This is a genomic window from Corynebacterium phoceense, from assembly GCF_900092335.1.
GTDB classification, from domain to species: domain Bacteria; phylum Actinomycetota; class Actinomycetes; order Mycobacteriales; family Mycobacteriaceae; genus Corynebacterium; species Corynebacterium phoceense.
The window spans coordinates 842,285-859,157 of sequence record NZ_LT596207.1; the positions used below are offsets into that span (position 1 = coordinate 842,285).

12 protein-coding genes are annotated in these 16,873 nt (G+C 62.0%); 5 read left to right on the top strand and 7 right to left on the bottom strand.

Annotated elements, in window-relative coordinates; all coding sequences use genetic code 11:
• Nucleotides 1-223, bottom strand: a 223-nt coding sequence (locus BN9444_RS04050) for an NAD(P)H-hydrate epimerase (RefSeq protein WP_276526027.1), incomplete at its 3' end; no start/stop codon positions are given.
• A gap of 888 nt (nucleotides 224-1,111) precedes the next feature.
• Between BN9444_RS04050 and BN9444_RS04055 the strand changes: the two genes are divergently transcribed.
• Nucleotides 1,112-6,211, top strand: a complete 5,100-nt coding sequence (locus BN9444_RS04055; protein ID WP_068801449.1) for a G5 domain-containing protein — start codon at nucleotides 1,112-1,114, stop codon at nucleotides 6,209-6,211.
• A 323-nt stretch (nucleotides 6,212-6,534) separates the two neighbouring features.
• On the opposite strand, the gene BN9444_RS15025 is transcribed toward BN9444_RS04055, so the two are convergent.
• Entirely contained in the window at nucleotides 6,535-6,813 is a 279-nt protein-coding gene (locus BN9444_RS15025) for an SOS response-associated peptidase family protein (RefSeq protein ID WP_309473682.1), read from the bottom strand.
• 415 nt (nucleotides 6,814-7,228) lie between these two features.
• Nucleotides 7,229-8,050 carry an Fpg/Nei family DNA glycosylase gene (locus BN9444_RS04065; RefSeq protein WP_066492592.1) on the bottom strand — a complete coding sequence of 274 codons (822 nt, stop codon included), beginning with the start codon at nucleotides 8,048-8,050 and terminating at the stop codon, nucleotides 7,229-7,231.
• A 553-nt stretch (nucleotides 8,051-8,603) separates the two neighbouring features.
• Between BN9444_RS04065 and BN9444_RS04070 the strand changes: the two genes are divergently transcribed.
• Both BN9444_RS04070 and trhO read left to right on the top strand, forming a co-directional pair.
• Nucleotides 8,604-10,100 carry a DUF1846 domain-containing protein gene (locus tag BN9444_RS04070; RefSeq protein WP_066492588.1) on the top strand — a complete coding sequence of 499 codons (1,497 nt, stop codon included), beginning with the start codon at nucleotides 8,604-8,606 and terminating at the stop codon, nucleotides 10,098-10,100.
• A gap of 39 nt (nucleotides 10,101-10,139) precedes the next feature.
• Entirely contained in the window at nucleotides 10,140-11,066 is a 927-nt protein-coding gene (gene trhO / locus BN9444_RS04075; protein ID WP_068801450.1) for an oxygen-dependent tRNA uridine(34) hydroxylase TrhO, read from the top strand.
• A 30-nt stretch (nucleotides 11,067-11,096) separates the two neighbouring features.
• Here the strand turns inward: trhO and BN9444_RS04080 are convergent, their stop codons facing one another.
• Genes BN9444_RS04080 through BN9444_RS04095 form a run of 4 tightly spaced genes read right to left on the bottom strand, consistent with a single transcriptional unit; the run spans nucleotide 11,097 to nucleotide 14,217 of the window.
• Nucleotides 11,097-11,573, bottom strand: coding sequence for a hypothetical protein (locus BN9444_RS04080; protein WP_066492586.1), 477 nt, complete (start codon nucleotides 11,571-11,573; stop codon nucleotides 11,097-11,099).
• Nucleotides 11,574-11,582: 9 nt separating this feature from the next.
• A complete protein-coding gene (locus BN9444_RS04085; RefSeq protein WP_066492582.1) occupies nucleotides 11,583-12,560 on the bottom strand; it encodes a universal stress protein in 978 nt (325 codons plus the stop codon).
• Nucleotides 12,561-12,608: 48 nt separating this feature from the next.
• Nucleotides 12,609-13,094, bottom strand: a complete 486-nt coding sequence (locus BN9444_RS04090; RefSeq protein ID WP_066492580.1) for a MarR family winged helix-turn-helix transcriptional regulator — start codon at nucleotides 13,092-13,094, stop codon at nucleotides 12,609-12,611.
• Between the two features lie 34 nt (nucleotides 13,095-13,128).
• Entirely contained in the window at nucleotides 13,129-14,217 is a 1,089-nt protein-coding gene (locus tag BN9444_RS04095) for an inositol-3-phosphate synthase (protein WP_066511251.1), read from the bottom strand.
• Between the two features lie 136 nt (nucleotides 14,218-14,353).
• On the opposite strand from BN9444_RS04095, the gene BN9444_RS15030 reads away from it, so the two are divergent.
• Complete coding sequence (locus BN9444_RS15030) at nucleotides 14,354-14,638, top strand: DUF5318 family protein (RefSeq protein ID WP_077210032.1); 285 nt, start codon at nucleotides 14,354-14,356, stop codon at nucleotides 14,636-14,638.
• A gap of 74 nt (nucleotides 14,639-14,712) precedes the next feature.
• The coding region (locus BN9444_RS04105; protein ID WP_084759238.1) for a transglycosylase domain-containing protein at nucleotides 14,713-16,873 on the top strand (2,161 nt) is incomplete at its 3' end.

The window sequence follows — 16,873 nt, forward strand, 5'->3', positions numbered from 1 at the left end:
TTTTACACCCTTCTAGTTGTGAAAAAGAGACGGCGTACGGGCCGCCCCCGCCGTTGCCGCCGGGGCCGGCGACGATGAGGATGGGCGCGCCGGGGCTCACCATCTGGACGGCTGCGCGGGCGACAGCATGCGCGGCCAGGCGCATGAGTTGCTCGGGCGCGGTGGCGGCGAGCAATGCCTTTTCGGCCGCACGGACAGTGGGGACTGAGTAGTACGACTCCATGTGCCCCAGAATAGCCCGGATTTTCCCAGCTGGCAGCTCAAAAATTCATCAAGTATGCCTTTTGACCGTCATAGCGGAAGGCATACAAAAAGACGCACCCATCTCGGCCGACGCGCGGGCTGCATGGCTCTCGACTTCCATGCGCTCCGGCGCGTCGACTGAGATGGTGCGCGCCTGTCTTCCAACAGCTTAAAGGTAGAGGGACGAGCTGTATACGCGAGATGATTTCGATTCCATAACAATGGCGAAGGGGCAGCGTATGCGCCCGATTGTTGACAACGTCCCGTACTTTTGGGGGCATTCAAAGGCGATGGAGTATCCAAACGTACAGCTTGCGGCCGCGCAAATTTCACCGAGCTTCTACAGTTCACACGGGTTGCGACGTCGGCGGCTAGCTATGCGAGTGAAATGGACGCATCCACCGATACTTTAAGAGAACTTCCACAACCTATTAGCTTTCGTCGGGGAAAGGCTGCGAAGTATGTTCCTCCCAATTGCTTCGCCGAGTGCGATCGTGACAGCGTTCCCTTCTGCTGGGCCAAGAGCGTCAACGTGGTGTGGAACCATTCTATTCCCCGCGCGAGTAGCGCTCCGCTACGGTCCAACCCTTAACACCCCCTCAAAGGATTTCTAAGCCCGCACCTCAGGGGCCGCCCCCCTTCTTGCGTCGTAGAGCACGGCATACGCTGAACTTTTATGGCTTTTAGCGCACAATTCCCATTGTTTATCCACCCTGAGAGTGGTATAATATTTTCGGCATTCTAAGGAGATTTTGCACCTCAAGCGAGTGCCCGCTAAGGATGCGAATTCGGTCTTAGACAGCCCCGACCGCACGTTTCCAAGCAGCGGATGTAGCGGAATATAACAATTTTACGGAAGGACCGAGGAATGAACTCCTCTCAGAACAGGGTTTCACGACGGCGCCCCCGCACTGGCGTTGCCGCCCTGTCCGTCATCACTCTCGCGCTGGGGTCGCTCAGCCTCTTCCCTCACAGCGACCTCGCCCCCGAGGCCACCGCTGCCACACTGAGCGGCGGCATCCGGGACAAGTCCGGCGCAGTTGAGAAGGACGCCCAGAAAGCGTCCGACCTGCCAGCCGGTTCGTGTGTTGTTGAAGAGTCGGACACCCCTGACCACAGCCAGGCTGGTTTTACCTGGAAGACCTCGGAGCCAGGTGCGGACAGTCCTGACAAGACCCGGTGGGGTTTGAGTATTTCCTTTGATAACTCGAAGGATCGCACGTTCGCGGATTGGGGCTTTACTAATTCTGGCCGCATGCCCCTGAATCGCGGTGAGGTGCTATCCATGGAAGTCGGTCAAACCTTCCTCGGCGAGAACGTCACCCATAAGGCCGACGAGAACATCAAGATTACTGCTTCTGGTCCGCAACGAAACGTGAACCTCGAAGCAGAGCTGACCGATGAGAAGGTCAAGCAGTTCGCTTCGGCCACTGCCGATAACCCTGTACGTTACGCCTGGCAGGGCAACTACACGAAAGACCAAACTTCCGGCCCGCAGGTTACCAAGGGAGGCAGCGCGCAATTCAGTGCTGTTATCAACCCGTGGCCGAGCGAGAACATCGAATGTAACCCGATCACGGTGTCGTGGGAGACTTTCGAGAAGCATGTGATCGTCCCTGGTGAGGAAACCAAGGTCGGTAAGATCAACGTTCCCGCTGTGCAGAACGGTGGTACGGACGACTCGATGTCCCGCATGGTCGTGGAGGCCTACGACGGCAACGGCAAGTTCATCGGCACCTCTGACGTAGCTGCTTCGGGCGGCACACAGATGTTGCGTATTGATGACAACGGCGATATCTATTTCACCTGGCCTGAGTACCGTGGTACGGACCAGGCGACCGACAAGAACGTGAACTTCTCCGTTCTGGCGAAGCCACGTACCGTGGATCAGCTCCAGGCTGCTGGTGAAAACAACAATGAATTCGGCAATACCCAAGTCTTCGACAGCTCTAACTCGCTGACTCGCTATAACAAGGCGAACGTCATCGACTCCAAAGCGTTCTCTCTGGATGACACCGAGTATCACAACCCGCAGTACGACAAGACGGATGCCTCGATCATCTCGGGTGTCGATAGCGCAACCGGCCCAGTGGCTACCGAGCCGCAGAAGGTCACTTTCACCCAGGTCCCAGACCTGATTAAGGACCTAGCGAAGAAGAAGGGCGACGGCGGTTTCGAGGCCAAAGTCACGCTCGACGAGAAGTACGTCTACGAGGGCTGGACCGTCGAGATGGACGAGGACTACAACGTCACCGTCACTGCCCCAGAAAACCCGAAGCCGGGCACTTTCGCGCGCCCGAAGGTTATTGTTGAGTACTCCAACGGTTCCACTGATGAGCTCGAGTTGCTCGTCGTGGTCGACCCGAACAACACCCAGGTCACTGACCTGGTGCGCCCCGGCCTCACGAAGGGCAAGATTGGCCAAGATTTGACCGCCCAGGTGGGCACCAAGTCCATCATGAAGGGCCACAAGCCAGTTCACCCAGCCAAGTTCGAGGTCGACCCGTCCACTGTGCCTGAAGGCTGGACCGTCACCGTCGATGAGACCGGCAAGGTCACCGCGAAGGCAGACGATACCGTCGCACCGGGCACCATCATTACTCCGAAGGTGAAGGCTACTTACCCGGACCAGACCACGGATGAGATTGAGGTCCAGTTCCAGGCGATCGTGGACATCAAGATCCCCGATTACGACACGGTGACTGATAGACCCGGACACAAGGTCACCCTGACGCCGACGCTTCCCGAGCGTGGCCTGAGTGGCAACACGACCGATGAAGCCCCGAAGCGCTACACCTTCGAGGACGGCAAGACGGAGTTCACCTACACTGACGATAGCGGTACGTGGACCGTCAAGATCGACGAGACCACTGGCGAGATCACCACTGCGATCCCGCGGACAGCACCCGAGGGCTACATCTTGAACGTTCCGGTGCTCGCATACTACGACAACGCCGACAAGCCGCAGCAGGTCAAGGGCACCGTCGTTGTGCTCAAGAGCGATATTGCTCCGACCTACGACGTCAAGGTCACCGGCCCGAACAAAGCTGTGGATCACCAGGTCCAGGACGCTCCGAAGGGGTCGAAGTTCTCCTTCGGCGTTGACGACAATGACGAGCCAATCACCGAGCAGGAGGTTGACGGCTGGAATTACAAGGTCGACCCGAACACCGGTGTAGTCACTTCCACCCCGCCGGCACACGCTAAGCCGGGTGACCAGAGCACCGTCACCGTCACTGTTACAGCTCCGGACGGCTCGACCCCGAAGGTGCCCGTCACCACCGTCGTGAAACTGACCAACAATTGGGAGGCGGAGCCGTCTTACCCGGTTGAGACCGTGTACCCGGGTGAAACCGCAAAGCTGCCGTTGAACCTCGACAAGCCGGACAATGTCAGCGTCGCTAAGGAAAACCCTTACAAGCTGGGTACACTCCCGGCGGGTTGGACGGCCACCATTGACGACAATGGTGAGATCACTGCAACCGCACCGGCGGATGCGAAGCCGGGTGACCAAGTCAAAATTCCGGTCACCGTGACCTACGAGGACGGGTCTGAGGACACCGCATACGCTGTGGTCAACGTTGTCGACGTTCCGACGCGTGAGGTGCCATTCAAGGTCGAGTACAAATATGACAACACCATCCCTGCAGGGACCTACAAGGTCGAGACCGAGGGCGAGCCGGGCTCCGAGAAGATGCACAAGGACGGTACCTGGGAGCGGACTAAGGCGCCGGTCAACGAGGTCGTTGTCGTTGGCACTAAGCCTGCGGAGAGCGCCAAGGACGTGACCTGGAAGGTTCCGATCCCGTACCCGACCGAGGTTCGCGAGAACCCGGACCTGGCACCTGGTGAAACCAGGGTCGTCCAGGAGGGCGAAAACGGCGAGAAGACCTACACCGCTAAGTTCACCGCCAAGGGTGACAAGGCTGAGGTAGCCGAGGAGAAGACCACGAAGGAACCTGTTACTCGCATTGTTGAGTATGGTCCCGGCGTGGAGCCATCGGAACTAGTGACCAAGACCGAGAAGCCAATTCCGTTTGAGACTGAAATTGTCTTCGACAACACCCTGGAAAAGGGTACTCAGGTCGTCGATCAGGAAGGGCAGCTCGGAACCGAGGTCGAAACTTCGACGCAGAAGATTGTGGACGGCAAGCCGTCCGGCGATCCTAAGGTGACCAATGAGCGCACCAAGGAGCCGGTCAAGCAGGTTATCCGTGTTGGCACGAAGACCACCGGTGAGACCACCGAGACCGTGGAATCTGAAATCCCGTTCGGTGTGAAGGTCGAGTTTGATCCGAACATGCCGGCTGGCACGTCTGAGACTGTCACCGAGGGTAAGCCAGGCAAGAAGAAGGTGACGATCAAGCGTGACATCATCAACTCCAAGCCGGGCGACCCGCAGATCACTGAGGAAATCACCGAGGAGCCGGTGGATCAGGTGATCAAGGTCGGCACCAAGCCATCCGAGGTCTCCAAGAAGGTCACCTGGACTGCCCAGGTGCCGTTTGAAGTTGAAACCCGTCCGAACCCGGAGCTCAAGCCGGGTGAGATCAAGGTCGTCCAGAAGGGCGAGCCTGGCGAGAAGACCTACACCGCGGACTTCACCGCTAAGGGCGACCAGGCAACTGTGACCCCTGAGGAGAAGCAGACCAAGGACCCGGTCAACGAGATCATCGAGTACGGCCCGGGCGCCGAGGATTCTGAGGTCATCACCAAGATTGAGAAGCCGGTTCCGTTCGAGACGAAGATCGTCTTCGACCCGAACCTGAAGGCCGGCGAGCAGGTCGTCGACCAGCAGGGCGAGTTGGGTACCGAGGTTGTCACCTCCACCCAGAAGATCGTGGATGGCAAGCCGTCCGGCGAGCCGTCCGTGACTACTGAGCGCACCAAGGAGCCGACCAACGCAGTCATCCGCGTGGGCACCAAGGTCGACCCTGCCTCTACCGAGGTCAAGTGGACTGAGAAGACCCCATTTGAGACCGAGATCCGCGTCAACCCGAATTTGCAGCCGGGCGAGCAAAAGGTCATCCAGGAGGGCACCCCGGGCGAGATCGAGCACACCGTCACGGTGACCGTTAACAACGGCGAGGTCAAGAAGGACGAGTCCACGTCCGAGATCAGCACGCCGTCGCCACGAATCATCGAGGTCGGTCCTGCCGAAAGCAAGACTGAGTTGACGGATACGCACACGGAAGAAATTCCGTACGACACGCTGATTGAATACGACCCGAACCTCGAAGCGGGCGAGGTCGTCGAGGATCAAGCGGGGAAGAAGGGCTCGAAGGAGATCACCAAGACCTGGAAGCTGGAGAACGGCGTACCGGTCGGCGATCCGGAAACCTCCGAGACCATCACGCAGGGAAAGCAGGATCGTAAGATCCGTGTGGGCACCAAGTGCAACTGCGACAAGCCGACGGACCCAAGCGAGCCGTCCACGCCGGGTGAGAAGCCGAGTGAGCCGTCTACTCCGGGTGAGAAGCCGAGTGAGCCGTCTACTCCGGGTGAGAAGCCGAGCGAGCCGTCCACTCCGAGTGAGAAGCCGAGCGAGCCGTCTACTCCGAGTGAGAAGCCGAGTGAGCCGTCTACCCCGAGTGAGAAGCCGAGCGAGCCAGGTAAGCCGGGTAAGCCGGGTGAGCCGGGTAAGCCGGGTAAGCCAGGTGAGCCGGGCAAGCCGGGCAAGCCAGGTGAGCCGGGCAAGCCGGGCAAGCCAGGTGAGCCGGGCAAGCCGGGTGAGCCGGGTAAGCCAGGCGAGTCCGAGAAGCCGAGCGAGCAGCCAGCCGCTCCGGGCAACTCGGGTGGCAGCTCCGGCGGCTCCGGCCAACAGGGCAGCCAGCCGGAGCAGGCGGAGTCCAGCAGCCAGTCCGCACTGGCACGCACCGGCGCAAACGTCGCTATTCCGGTAGGGATCGCAGCACTGCTGATCCTCGTCGGAACGGCATTGATGACTCTGCGCAAGCGCCAGGACTAAACAGCGCACCCAGGGCCAGCGCTGAGGCCACCCGACCTCAACACTGACCCAACATAGAAGCGGCGGGAGCCGCGGGGACCACCCCGCGCCCCGCCGCTTCCGCATTCCCACCCCACAAGAAACGCACTATTCCGCAGCTCCCCGCCGCGGCTTCCGGGCATACGAACCCCGGCTTCGCCCCACCCTCAACCCCAGTGCATCGGACTACCGCCCCATCAAATGCGGACCGTTGTTAGCCACGTTGCCGCCCACCTTATCCGCCTTCTCGCTCACCAGGCCACCCAACCTGTGCCCGGGCGGCCCTACTGCCATCTCCCGCAAAGTCACTTCATTACCCTCAAGCCAGCGGCACATCTCATCGACCGCGTGGCTCGAACCATCAGCGCTCCCCGCACCACGGCCTCCCCAACCCTTTCTCCCGACACCAGCACCCGCGGCATCCGGTGATGCAACCACTTCATTTCCGGGGCGGCCGCCGTGGTCACCATCGTCGCGTACACCACCCCATTTACCGCCTTACACAGCCCAGCAATAAAAATCGGCCTCCACCGGCGTACGTGAACCAGGGCTGCTTCCGCTGGTCCCCGGCGCGGGGTCATCATCGGCCGTCCACTCGTACCAACCTTCCGTGATGAACACACACGGCTCCGACCCTGCGAAGGTTGGCTTGTCGAAAGCCGTCTCACCGTGGGCTTTGAAGACAGTCTTCGGCGGTTAGCCCCACACCGCCGGCCCGAGGGTCGGAACCCCACGAAACGGCCGCAGCACCGGCATCGTATGAGTGGGCGCGATGTTGTAATTCTCCTGCGGCGCCTCCCCGGCCACCGCGACCCGCTGCTGCCCGGTGCGGCGTCGCATGGCGCCCCGAGCTATTCGGGCGTGCTGAAAAGGACATCACGGCCACACACGGGACCCATTATTCCCAAAAGATGAGAGACTGGAGTCATGTCGACTAGCACCTACCTCGCCTGGCCCGACTTTTAACAGCTAGGCGCGGACAAACGTGCGTGGAGTCGTTTACGCTGATTGCCTTGGCTGGCACGTGGGGCACCAGAAAAGGTTGCGCCCCTCCATGGTCTGTTCGTGGATGGGGGAGCCGCACACGTAGCAGGCCATGCCTTCGCGGCGGTAGACGTAGACTTCGCCGCCGTGGTCGTCCTTGCGCGGCGGGCGGCCCATGGCCTCCGGCGTGTGCTCGGGACGGACCGTGTCGATACGGGCGTCGCGCACGCCAATCCGCATGAGTGTCACGAGGTCGTCCCACAGGGCGTCGAATTCTGCGCGCGTGAGCTCCTTGCCCGGCGTGAACGGTGAGATGCCCTGGCGGAAGAGGACCTCCGCACGGTAGATATTGCCCACCCCGGCAAAGAGGTGTTGGTCCATGAGCAACGAGCCTACGGAACGTGCGGAGCGGTGCACCTTGGTCCAGAGAAACTCTGGGTCGGCGTCCTCGCGCACGGGATCTTGGCCGATCTTCTTCAGCGCGGCGTCGTATTCAGCGTCGGTGATGAGTCGGCACCATTGCGGACCGCGCAGGTTCGTGGCCAACGTCTCATTGCTGATATGCAGGCGGATGTGTCCCCAGTCATCCTCGGGGGCTTCGAAGTAGAGCTTGCCGATGAGGCCTAAGTGGATATGGACGGTGTGCTCCGGCGAGGGGGCGTCGAAGTGAATGAAGAGGTGCTTGCCACGGGCCTCTGCGAAGTCGATGGTCGTGCCGTCGAGAAGTGCGGCCTCAGCGGCGAAGCGTCCTTGCGGGCTCGTGACGCTCAGCGGGCCGGTGCGCAGCTCTGCGTTGAGGCGGTTCGCGAGATGATGAATGAGGTGACCTTCGGGCATGATGTTTATCGTAGTCACGGGATGGAAAGCAAGACTTGCCTACCGTACTTTCCTGGTATCACCATGCGCTCCCATCTCTTGGCCAAAGCAAAGCGAGTGAAAAATACGGGCAACAAGCCGCCCGCGACGCGGTGTGATGTAATTCATAATATGGTGTTTCGTTCATAAGTTGACGCCGTTAACGCAGTTCACGCGCAGAGTATGTTTCTATCGTTTACATGAGATGGCGACATGTCAACAAAATACTGAGGAGATTTCGCTTTTCTCGTGCATAATCATGATTAGTCACCTGAGTGACAGCCTGGGAATGGCTTTAAACTTCACCACTGTAAGAGAACCAGAGGAAGCGCCCTCGTTGCCACCCCTACACTTTTTGGCAGCGCCGAGGCGCTTCCTCCTTTCTTGTCTGGCGGCGAAATCATGCGGTTGAACTGGGCTTTCAAAAAGAAAACGCGGACGGGTGTAAGCTTTTCGTGCGGAATGTTAGACGTCCCAGACCCGCGGCAACGCGGTGTTTGATGGACCCCTCGAGCGCCCCGGAAGGCACCACTACATGACGCACGCTATCGGCTTTGACCGCGAGAAATACATCGAGCTCCAGTCCGAACACATCAACGCCCGCCGCGAACAGATTGGCGGCAAGCTCTACCTAGAGATGGGTGGCAAACTCTTCGACGATATGCACGCTTCCCGCGTCCTGCCCGGTTTCACCCCGGACAACAAGATTGCGATGTTGGAGCGCATCAAGGACGACGTCGAAATCCTCGTGTGCATCAACGCCAAGGACATCCAGCGCCAGAAGGTCCGTGCGGATCTGGGCATCCTGTACGAGGACGACGTTCTGCGCCTCATCGACGTCTTCCGCGGCCGCGGCTTCCTTGTCCAGAACGTCGTCATGACGCAGCTCGAAGACGGCAACAAGATGGCGGAGGCGTTCATCGATCGCCTCGAGCGCTTGGGGCTTACGGTCTCGCGCCACCGCGTCATCCCGGGCTACCCGGCGGACTTCGACCTCGTCGTCTCGGACGAGGGGTTCGGCCGCAACGAGTTCGCGCCTACCACTCGCGATCTTGTCGTTGTCACCGCCCCGGGCCCCGGCTCCGGCAAGCTTGCTACCGCGATGAGCCAGGTCTATCACGAGATCCGGGGCGGCGTGAAGGCCGGTTACGCGAAGTTTGAGACCTTCCCCATCTGGAACCTGCCGCTCGAGCACCCCGTCAACCTCGCGTACGAGGCCGCAACGGTCGATCTCAACGACGCGAATATCATCGACCACTTCCACCTCACTGCCCATGGCGAGTCCACGGTCAATTACAACCGCGACGTCGAGGCCTTCCCGCTGCTCAAGACCATGCTGGAGAAGCTCACCGGCGGCACGCCCTACCAGTCGCCCACGGACATGGGCGTCAATATGGCCGGCTTCTGTATCACGGACGACGAGGTCTGCCGCGCCGCCTCGCAGCAGGAGATCATCCGCCGCTACTTCAAGGCGCTCGTCGAGGAAGCCCGCCTGGGCCTCGACACCACGATGTCGGATCGCGCCGCCGTCGTCATGGCGAAGGCTGGCATCAAGGCCACCGACCGTCCCGTCGTGGCCCCGGCCCGCGCCAAGGCCGAGGAGACCGGCGAGCCCGCTGCCACCATCGAGCTTGCCGATGCCACCATCATCACCGGCCGCACGAGCGAACTGCTCGGCTGTTCCTCGTCCATGCTGCTTAACGCGCTTAAGCACCTTGCAGGCATCGATGATGACATCCACCTGCTCTCGCCGGAGTCCATCGAGCCGATTCAGACGCTGAAGACGAAGCACCTGGGCTCACGCAACCCGCGCCTGCACACGGACGAGGTGCTCATCGCCCTGTCTGTGTCGGCCGCCAAGGACGAGCACGCGCGCCTGGCACTCGAGCAGCTCAAGAACCTCGAGGGCTGTGACGTCCACACGACGACCATCCTGGGTTCCGTTGACGAGGGCATCTTCCGCAACCTCGGCGTGCTCGTCACCTCGGACCCGGTCTTCGCGCGTAAGTCCGCGCTCTACCAGAAGCGCTAAATTCTGGAATCTGCTGTGCTCACGCTTAGAATTGCAGGCGTGAGCATCAGCAAAATTCTCCTCTACTACGCCTTTACTCCCATCGCGGATCCCACGGCCGTCATGTTGTGGCAGCGCACCCTGTGCGAGTCCCTGGGACTCAAGGGGCGCATCCTCATCTCCGAGCATGGCATCAACGGCACCGTGGGCGGCGACATGGAGGCGTGTAAGCGCTACGTGCGCGTGACCAAGGAGTACCCGGGCTTCAAAAACATGGAGTTCAAGTGGTCCGAGGGCGGCGCAGACGACTTCCCGCGCTTGTCCGTCAAGGTCCGCGACGAGATCGTGGCCTTCGGCGCGCCGGGCGAGCTTAAGGTCGACGAGAACGGCGTCATCGGCGGCGGCGTCCACCTCAAGCCGGAAGAAGTCAACAAGCTGGTGGAAGAGCGCGGCGACGAGGTCGTCTTCTTCGATGGCCGCAACGCAATGGAAGCCGAGATCGGCAAGTTCAAAGGCGCCGTCGTCCCGGATGTCACCACGACGCACGACTTTATCGAGGAACTCGAGTCCGGCAAGTACGACTGGATGAAGGACAAGCCGGTCGTGTCCTACTGCACAGGTGGCATTCGCTGCGAGATTCTTTCCTCGCTCATGAAGAACCGCGGCTTCAAAGAGGTCTACCAAATCGACGGCGGTATCGTCCGCTACGGCGAGAAGTTCGGCAATGACGGGCTGTGGGAGGGCTCGCTCTACGTCTTCGACGGCCGCATGCACCACGAGTTTGGCCAGGGCCTCGAAGACCCCGGCTTTATCCAGCTCGGTTACTGCATCCACTGCGGTTCGGCGACCAATACCTTCCACAACTGCATCAACGAGGACACTTGCCGCCGCCAGGTGCTCATCTGCGATGACTGCGCCTCGCATGTCGAGACGCAGCACTGCGGCCGTCCGGACTGCGCGGAGGTCGCAGCCCAGCTCGCGTCCTAAGTCCGTTCCTTGCGCAAGGAACTGGGGAGCTTAGAGGTTCTGGGCGTTGAGGAACACCTGGAGGACGTCGATGCCCCAGAGCATGAAGTGCAGGGCGCAGAACCAGAAGGTGCCCATCCAGACGAACCAGCGGACGTAGCCGTTGAGCTTGCGCATCATGATGACGCCGGAGCCCACCATGCCGAGGGTGGGGGTGAGCATGGCCAGCGGCATCCAGAGCCAGCGGGCGGTGTCGGTGCACAGCCAGTCTGCCTCGCCGGTTGCGCAGAGCGGCCCGCCGAAGGAGCGGATAATCGGTAGCGAGCCGAGGCCGATGAGCAGCGAGACAGCGACGATGAGGAGCGGGAAGATGATGGCCTGCCGCGTGGAGCGGCGGGAGGCGCGGGCGAGCTTGAGGGGATCGGGGGCATCGGCAAGCTCGTCGAACGTATGTGGCTCGGGCGGCTGCTTGTTCATGGAATCAAGGAGCGAGTCGAGGTCGTTTTCCGGATGCTCAGGCCTGGTCATAGTTGAAGTCTAAACCTCAGCCGGAATGACGATGACGGGGACCATGAGGTGGGGGAGGAGCTCCGTGGCGTGCGAGCCCAAGAAGACGCGGGCAAAGGGCGAGATGGGGTTGGAACCGAAAACCATGAGGTCAGATTTCTTCCACTTCACCGCGTCCACGGCGCCTTGCCAGCCCGCGCCGGAGCCGAGTACGGAGGAGACCTCGAGCTGCGGGAACTCGTCCTGGACGAGATCCGTCGCGCGATCGAGAAGGGAGAGCGTGTGCTCGTGCCACTCCGTGGCGAGCTTCTTCGTGACGTCGACTTGCGCATTGAGCGGCGGGTGGATGAGCCCGGTGGGTGAGAACGCGACGAGACGCAGCGGGACGTCGAGGCGTGCGGCGAGCGAGGCTGCCTGGCGCAGGGCGCGGTCTTGTCCCTCGTGGTGGTCTTCGCTGAACGCAAAGTTGATGCGCTTCACGCCGCCCTTGGCGAGCTTGGCGTCAGCGGGAGTAAGCCCTACGGCGACGGGGGAGTAGTGCAAGAGGCTATCTGCGGTAGACCCCGCGAGGAGGCGGTGCTTGGGCGCGGCCTGATGGGGGCCGAGCAGGATAATGTCCGCCTTGAAGTCCGCGGCGGCATCGGTAAGCAAACGTGGCTGGCTGGGGCCGACGAGGAGGGCGGAGGGCTCTTTGTCCCAGTGCTTCTTCTCCAGTGTGGAGTCTGCGAGCCGCTTGCGTACGGCATCTGCGTAGGCGGACGATTCTGCCTTGAGCCACTTTTTATACTTGCCGCCCAGCTTGGCGAGTGGGGCCGACGCCCAGGGTTGCACGAAGGTGGAGGCGACGCGCACGCGTACGCGGGTGCTGCGGCCGAGCCACGCGGCGACGTCGATGGCGCCGGTGGACTGCTCCGCGCCAGGCGTGGCCGGGTTCCACAAGACGAGAAGACGCAGGGGAACCGAAGGGTCTGCCAGAGCGGGTGGGAATGCCGCGGAATTTTTAGCCATAGTCACCGAATCAATGAGGAGCGTGCTTTCCTCTATTATTAGCGGCCCCTATCCGTTTTGGGAAAATCGCGGCGGCTGATAAACGGTAGCCAGGCGGCTGATAAGACCCGTGAACTCGTTCGCCGTCTCCAGATCCTCGGGCTCGAGCCAGCGAAGAATTTCCGCGAGTGCTTCCGCACGTTGGCGGGAGACGGTGTTGAGTTCGGCCTCGCCCAATTCCGTGAGTGCGACGAGGACGCCGCGGCGATCCTTTTCATCCCGCATGCGCTCGACGAAGCCGCGCGACTCCAGCTGATACAGGGCATTCGAAGCGGTGGGCATGCGAATGAGTTCGGCTTCCGCGATGGCGGACACCCGGGACGGGCCGCGGCGCTTGAGCTGGTTCATGATGGAAACCTGCGAGGTGGTAAGCCGCGAGCCCTCCGTCGTGCGCTGGAAGATGACCATGAGCTTGTTAAGCGCCGGCTGCAGCTCCGTACTCACCTCGAGCGCGACCTCGAAGCTCGAGGGAGACTCCGCATCTTGTTCATTCATAGAAACTAAATATATCGAAGCCGTCGCATTCTGGCTACTCCCCGCGAATAAAGGCCTCGAGCTGTGCGCGGGCCTCCTCGTCACCCAGCTGCACCGGCGGGGACTTCATCAGGTAGGAGGAGACAGGCAGGATGGGGCCGCCCAGGCCGCGGTCGAGTGCAATCTTCGCGGCGCGCACAGCGTCGATGATGACGCCAGCGGAGTTGGGGGAGTCCCAGACCTCCAGCTTGTACTCGAGGTTGAGCGGAACCTCGCCGAAGGCCGAGCCCTCGAGGCGCACGTAGGCCCACTTGCGGTCGTCCAGCCACGGCACGTAGTCCGAGGGGCCGATGTGGACGTTGTGGTCATGGACCTTGCCCGCGAGCGGGGACTCGTGGAGGTTGGAGGTCACCGCCTGAGTCTTGGAGACCTTCTTCGACTCCAGGCGCGTGCGGTCGAGCATGTTCTTGAAGTCCATGTTGCCGCCCACGTTGAGCTGCATGGTGCGGTCAAGGCGCACGCCGCGGTCCTCGAAGAGCTTGGCCAGGACGCGGTGGGTAATCGTGGCACCCACCTGGCTCTTGATGTCGTCGCCCACGATGGGCACGCCCGCGTCCGTAAACTTCTGGGCCCACTCCGGATCCGAGGCGATGAAGACGGGGAGGGCGTTGACGAAGGCGCAGCCTGCGTCGAGCGCGGCCTGAGCGTAGAACTTATCCGCCTCCTCCGAGCCCACTGGCAGGTAGGACACGAGGACGTCCACCTGGGCGTCGCGCAGCGCCTGCGCCACGTTCACCGGCTCGGCCTCGGACTCCTCGATGACCTCGCGGTAGTGCGTGCCCAGGCCGTCGAGCGTCGGGCCGCGCTGGACGGTCACGCCCAACTCCGGGATGTCCGCGATGGTGATCGTGCAGGACGTCTCCGTGCGGGTGGCGTCTGCGAGGTCGTGGCCCACCTTGGCCGCGTCCACATCAAATGCAGCGACGAATTCGACGTCGCCCACGTGGTAGCCGCCGAAGACGGTGTGCATGAGCCCCGGGATCTTCTGCTCCGCCGGGGTGTCGCGGTAGAACTTCACGCCCTGGATGAGCGACGTGGCGCAGTTGCCCACGCCGGCAATGGCGACGCGCACCTTCTGTGACATTGATGTATTTCCTTTCCGCGCGACTATCGCGCTTCCGGGAGCCAAGCTAGCGGGGAATTTACCAGAAGTGGGGACCTGGAGAGACTGGATCGTTGAAGCCCAGTGCGGGGAGGCGTGGGTTAGGCTGGGTGCCGTGATTCCCGGAGTTCGAACCAAGCACCCTGTCTCCCACGCGTGGGAGCGGGCGGCGCACCTGCGCGATTTTCGGGACGGCAGGCTCCAGCGCGATGAGATCTGCGACGCGGACTTCTTGCTGCGCGCCGCCGCCACCCATCACGGCGTGGNCGCCCGCCCGCCCGCCGAAGTCGCGGAGATCGGCGCGGAGCTCGCCGCCCGCGGGGAGGAATTCACCGTCCATGCCGTGGAAGTGTGTCCTACATGTCACTGGAACCATCTGCTGGAAACGGCCACGGTCTATTAGGAATCCCAGGATTGCGTGTTAAGTTTTAAGGTTTAAAGAGATACCTCTCCACCACTTGAAGAAAAGGCGCACAGGTGACCGATTCCGAACAACCGAAGAGCACCGGCGAGTCCCGGGGCCGTCACGCTCTCGACAACACGTCAGCTGCGAGGACGCGTGCCAAGGCCGCACAGCCGACGAAGAAGAAGCGTCGCCGCTGGCCATGGATCGTGCTGATCGTCCTGCTCGCGGCGATCCTCATCCCGCTCGGACTATTTGCTTTCGCGTACTCGCAGTACAAGGTTCCTGAACCCCAGGAACTGGCGAATAAGCAGATTACCACCATCTACGCGAACGACGGCCAGACGCAGCTCGCCCGCCTCGTCCCGCCGGAGGGCAACCGCACGCAGGTCAAGCTCGAGCAGGTTCCGCAACACATGCAGGACGCGGTCTTGGCCGCTGAGGACCGCGAGTTCTGGACAAACTCCGGTTTTTCCTTCACCGGCTTCGGTCGCGCCGTCGTGGGTCAGCTCACCGGCAACCCCACCGCCGGTGGTGGTTCGACGATTACCCAGCAGTACGTGAAGAACACGCTCGTGGGCAACGAGCGGTCCTACGTGCGCAAGGCTCGCGAGCTCATCTACTCCGTCAAGATGACCAACGAGTGGGACAAGGAGACCATTCTCAACGCGTACCTCAACACGGTCTATTTCGGTCGCAACGCCTACGGTATCCAGGCGGCGTCCAACGCCTACTTCAATAAGAACGTCGAGGACCTCACCACGGAAGAGTCCGCGCTGCTCGCCGGCGTCATCCAGGCGCCGTCTGCCCTCGACCCGGCCGTCGACCCTGAGGCCTCCGCTGGCCGCTGGAACTACGTGCTTGATGGACTCGTGGAGATGGGCGTCCTCGACGCCTCGGAGCGCGCCGGGATGCAGTTCCCGCAGACGCGCGACCCCTCTGAGTACTCCGCGTACACGGAGGCCACCGGCGCCAACGGCCACATCAAGAACCAGGTCATCGCCGAGCTCGGCACCATCGGCATCACCGAGGAAGACGTGCAGACCCGTGGCCTGCAGATTACGACGACCATCGACATGAACGTCCAGAACGCGTCTCTCGATGCCGCCGATACCGCCCTCGCCCCGCTCCAGGAGGATGCCCGCGCCGCAGCCGTGACCGTCGACCCGAAGACGGGCGCTGTGCGCGGCTACTTCGGCGGTCACGACGCCAACGGCTGGGATTACGCCAATGCTCCCATGCAGACCGGCTCGATCTTCAAGATCATCGGGCTCGCCGCAGCTGTCCAGCAGGGAATTAGCACGGACACGTACTACTCCTCCGCGCCGTACCAGCTTGAAGGCACGAACATCATTGTGAACAACGACGAGGGCGGCTCGTGCGGTAGCTGTTCGCTCAAGGAAGCGCTGAAGAACTCCTACAACACGTCCTTCCAGCGCCTCCAGGCGGACCTTGCGAATAAGTCGCAGGACACTGCGGACATGGGCCACGCCCTGGGCATCGCCCCGACCTACGCCAATGGCGATAAGACGCTGAGCGAGGAAGGCCAGCGTCCGTACGACGGCATCATCCTGGGCCAGTACCCGTCCCGCGCCATCGACATGGCGACCGTCGTCGCGACCCTGACCAACGATGGCATCTGGCACGACACTCACTTCGTGCAGCGCGTGACGGATTCCTCCGGCGAGGTGCTCTATGAGCGCCCGGAGGACACTGGCGAGCGTCGCGTGTCCAAGCAGGTGGCCCGCAACGTCATCGAGGCCATGGAGCCCATCGCAGCTTGGTCCAATGGCGCGCTGGCGGGCGGCCGTCCGTCCGCTGCGAAGACCGGTACCTCGCAGCTGGGCGATACTGGCGCGAACCGCGACACGTGGATGATTGGTTCCACCCCGCAGCTGGCTACCGCCGTGTGGGTCGGCACCGCCGACAACACGTCTGCTATCTACAACGCCTGGGGCGGCATCATGTACGGCTCCGGCGCTGCGACGCAGATTTGGAAGTCCATCCTCGACACCTCGCTCGAGAACCAGGACTTCGAGTACTTCCCCGACGCCGTCCCGGTCCGCTACGGCACGGGCACGGCGGGTTCTGGCTACTACTATGACCCGTCCTGGTCCTCCGGTTCCTCCAATACATGGTCGGATTCTTCGACGGATGACGCCGCTGCTTCCGATGCCCCGGATGACGAAAATCCTGCCGATGCCCCCGCGGGCGGCCAAGAGTCGCCCGCCGCGC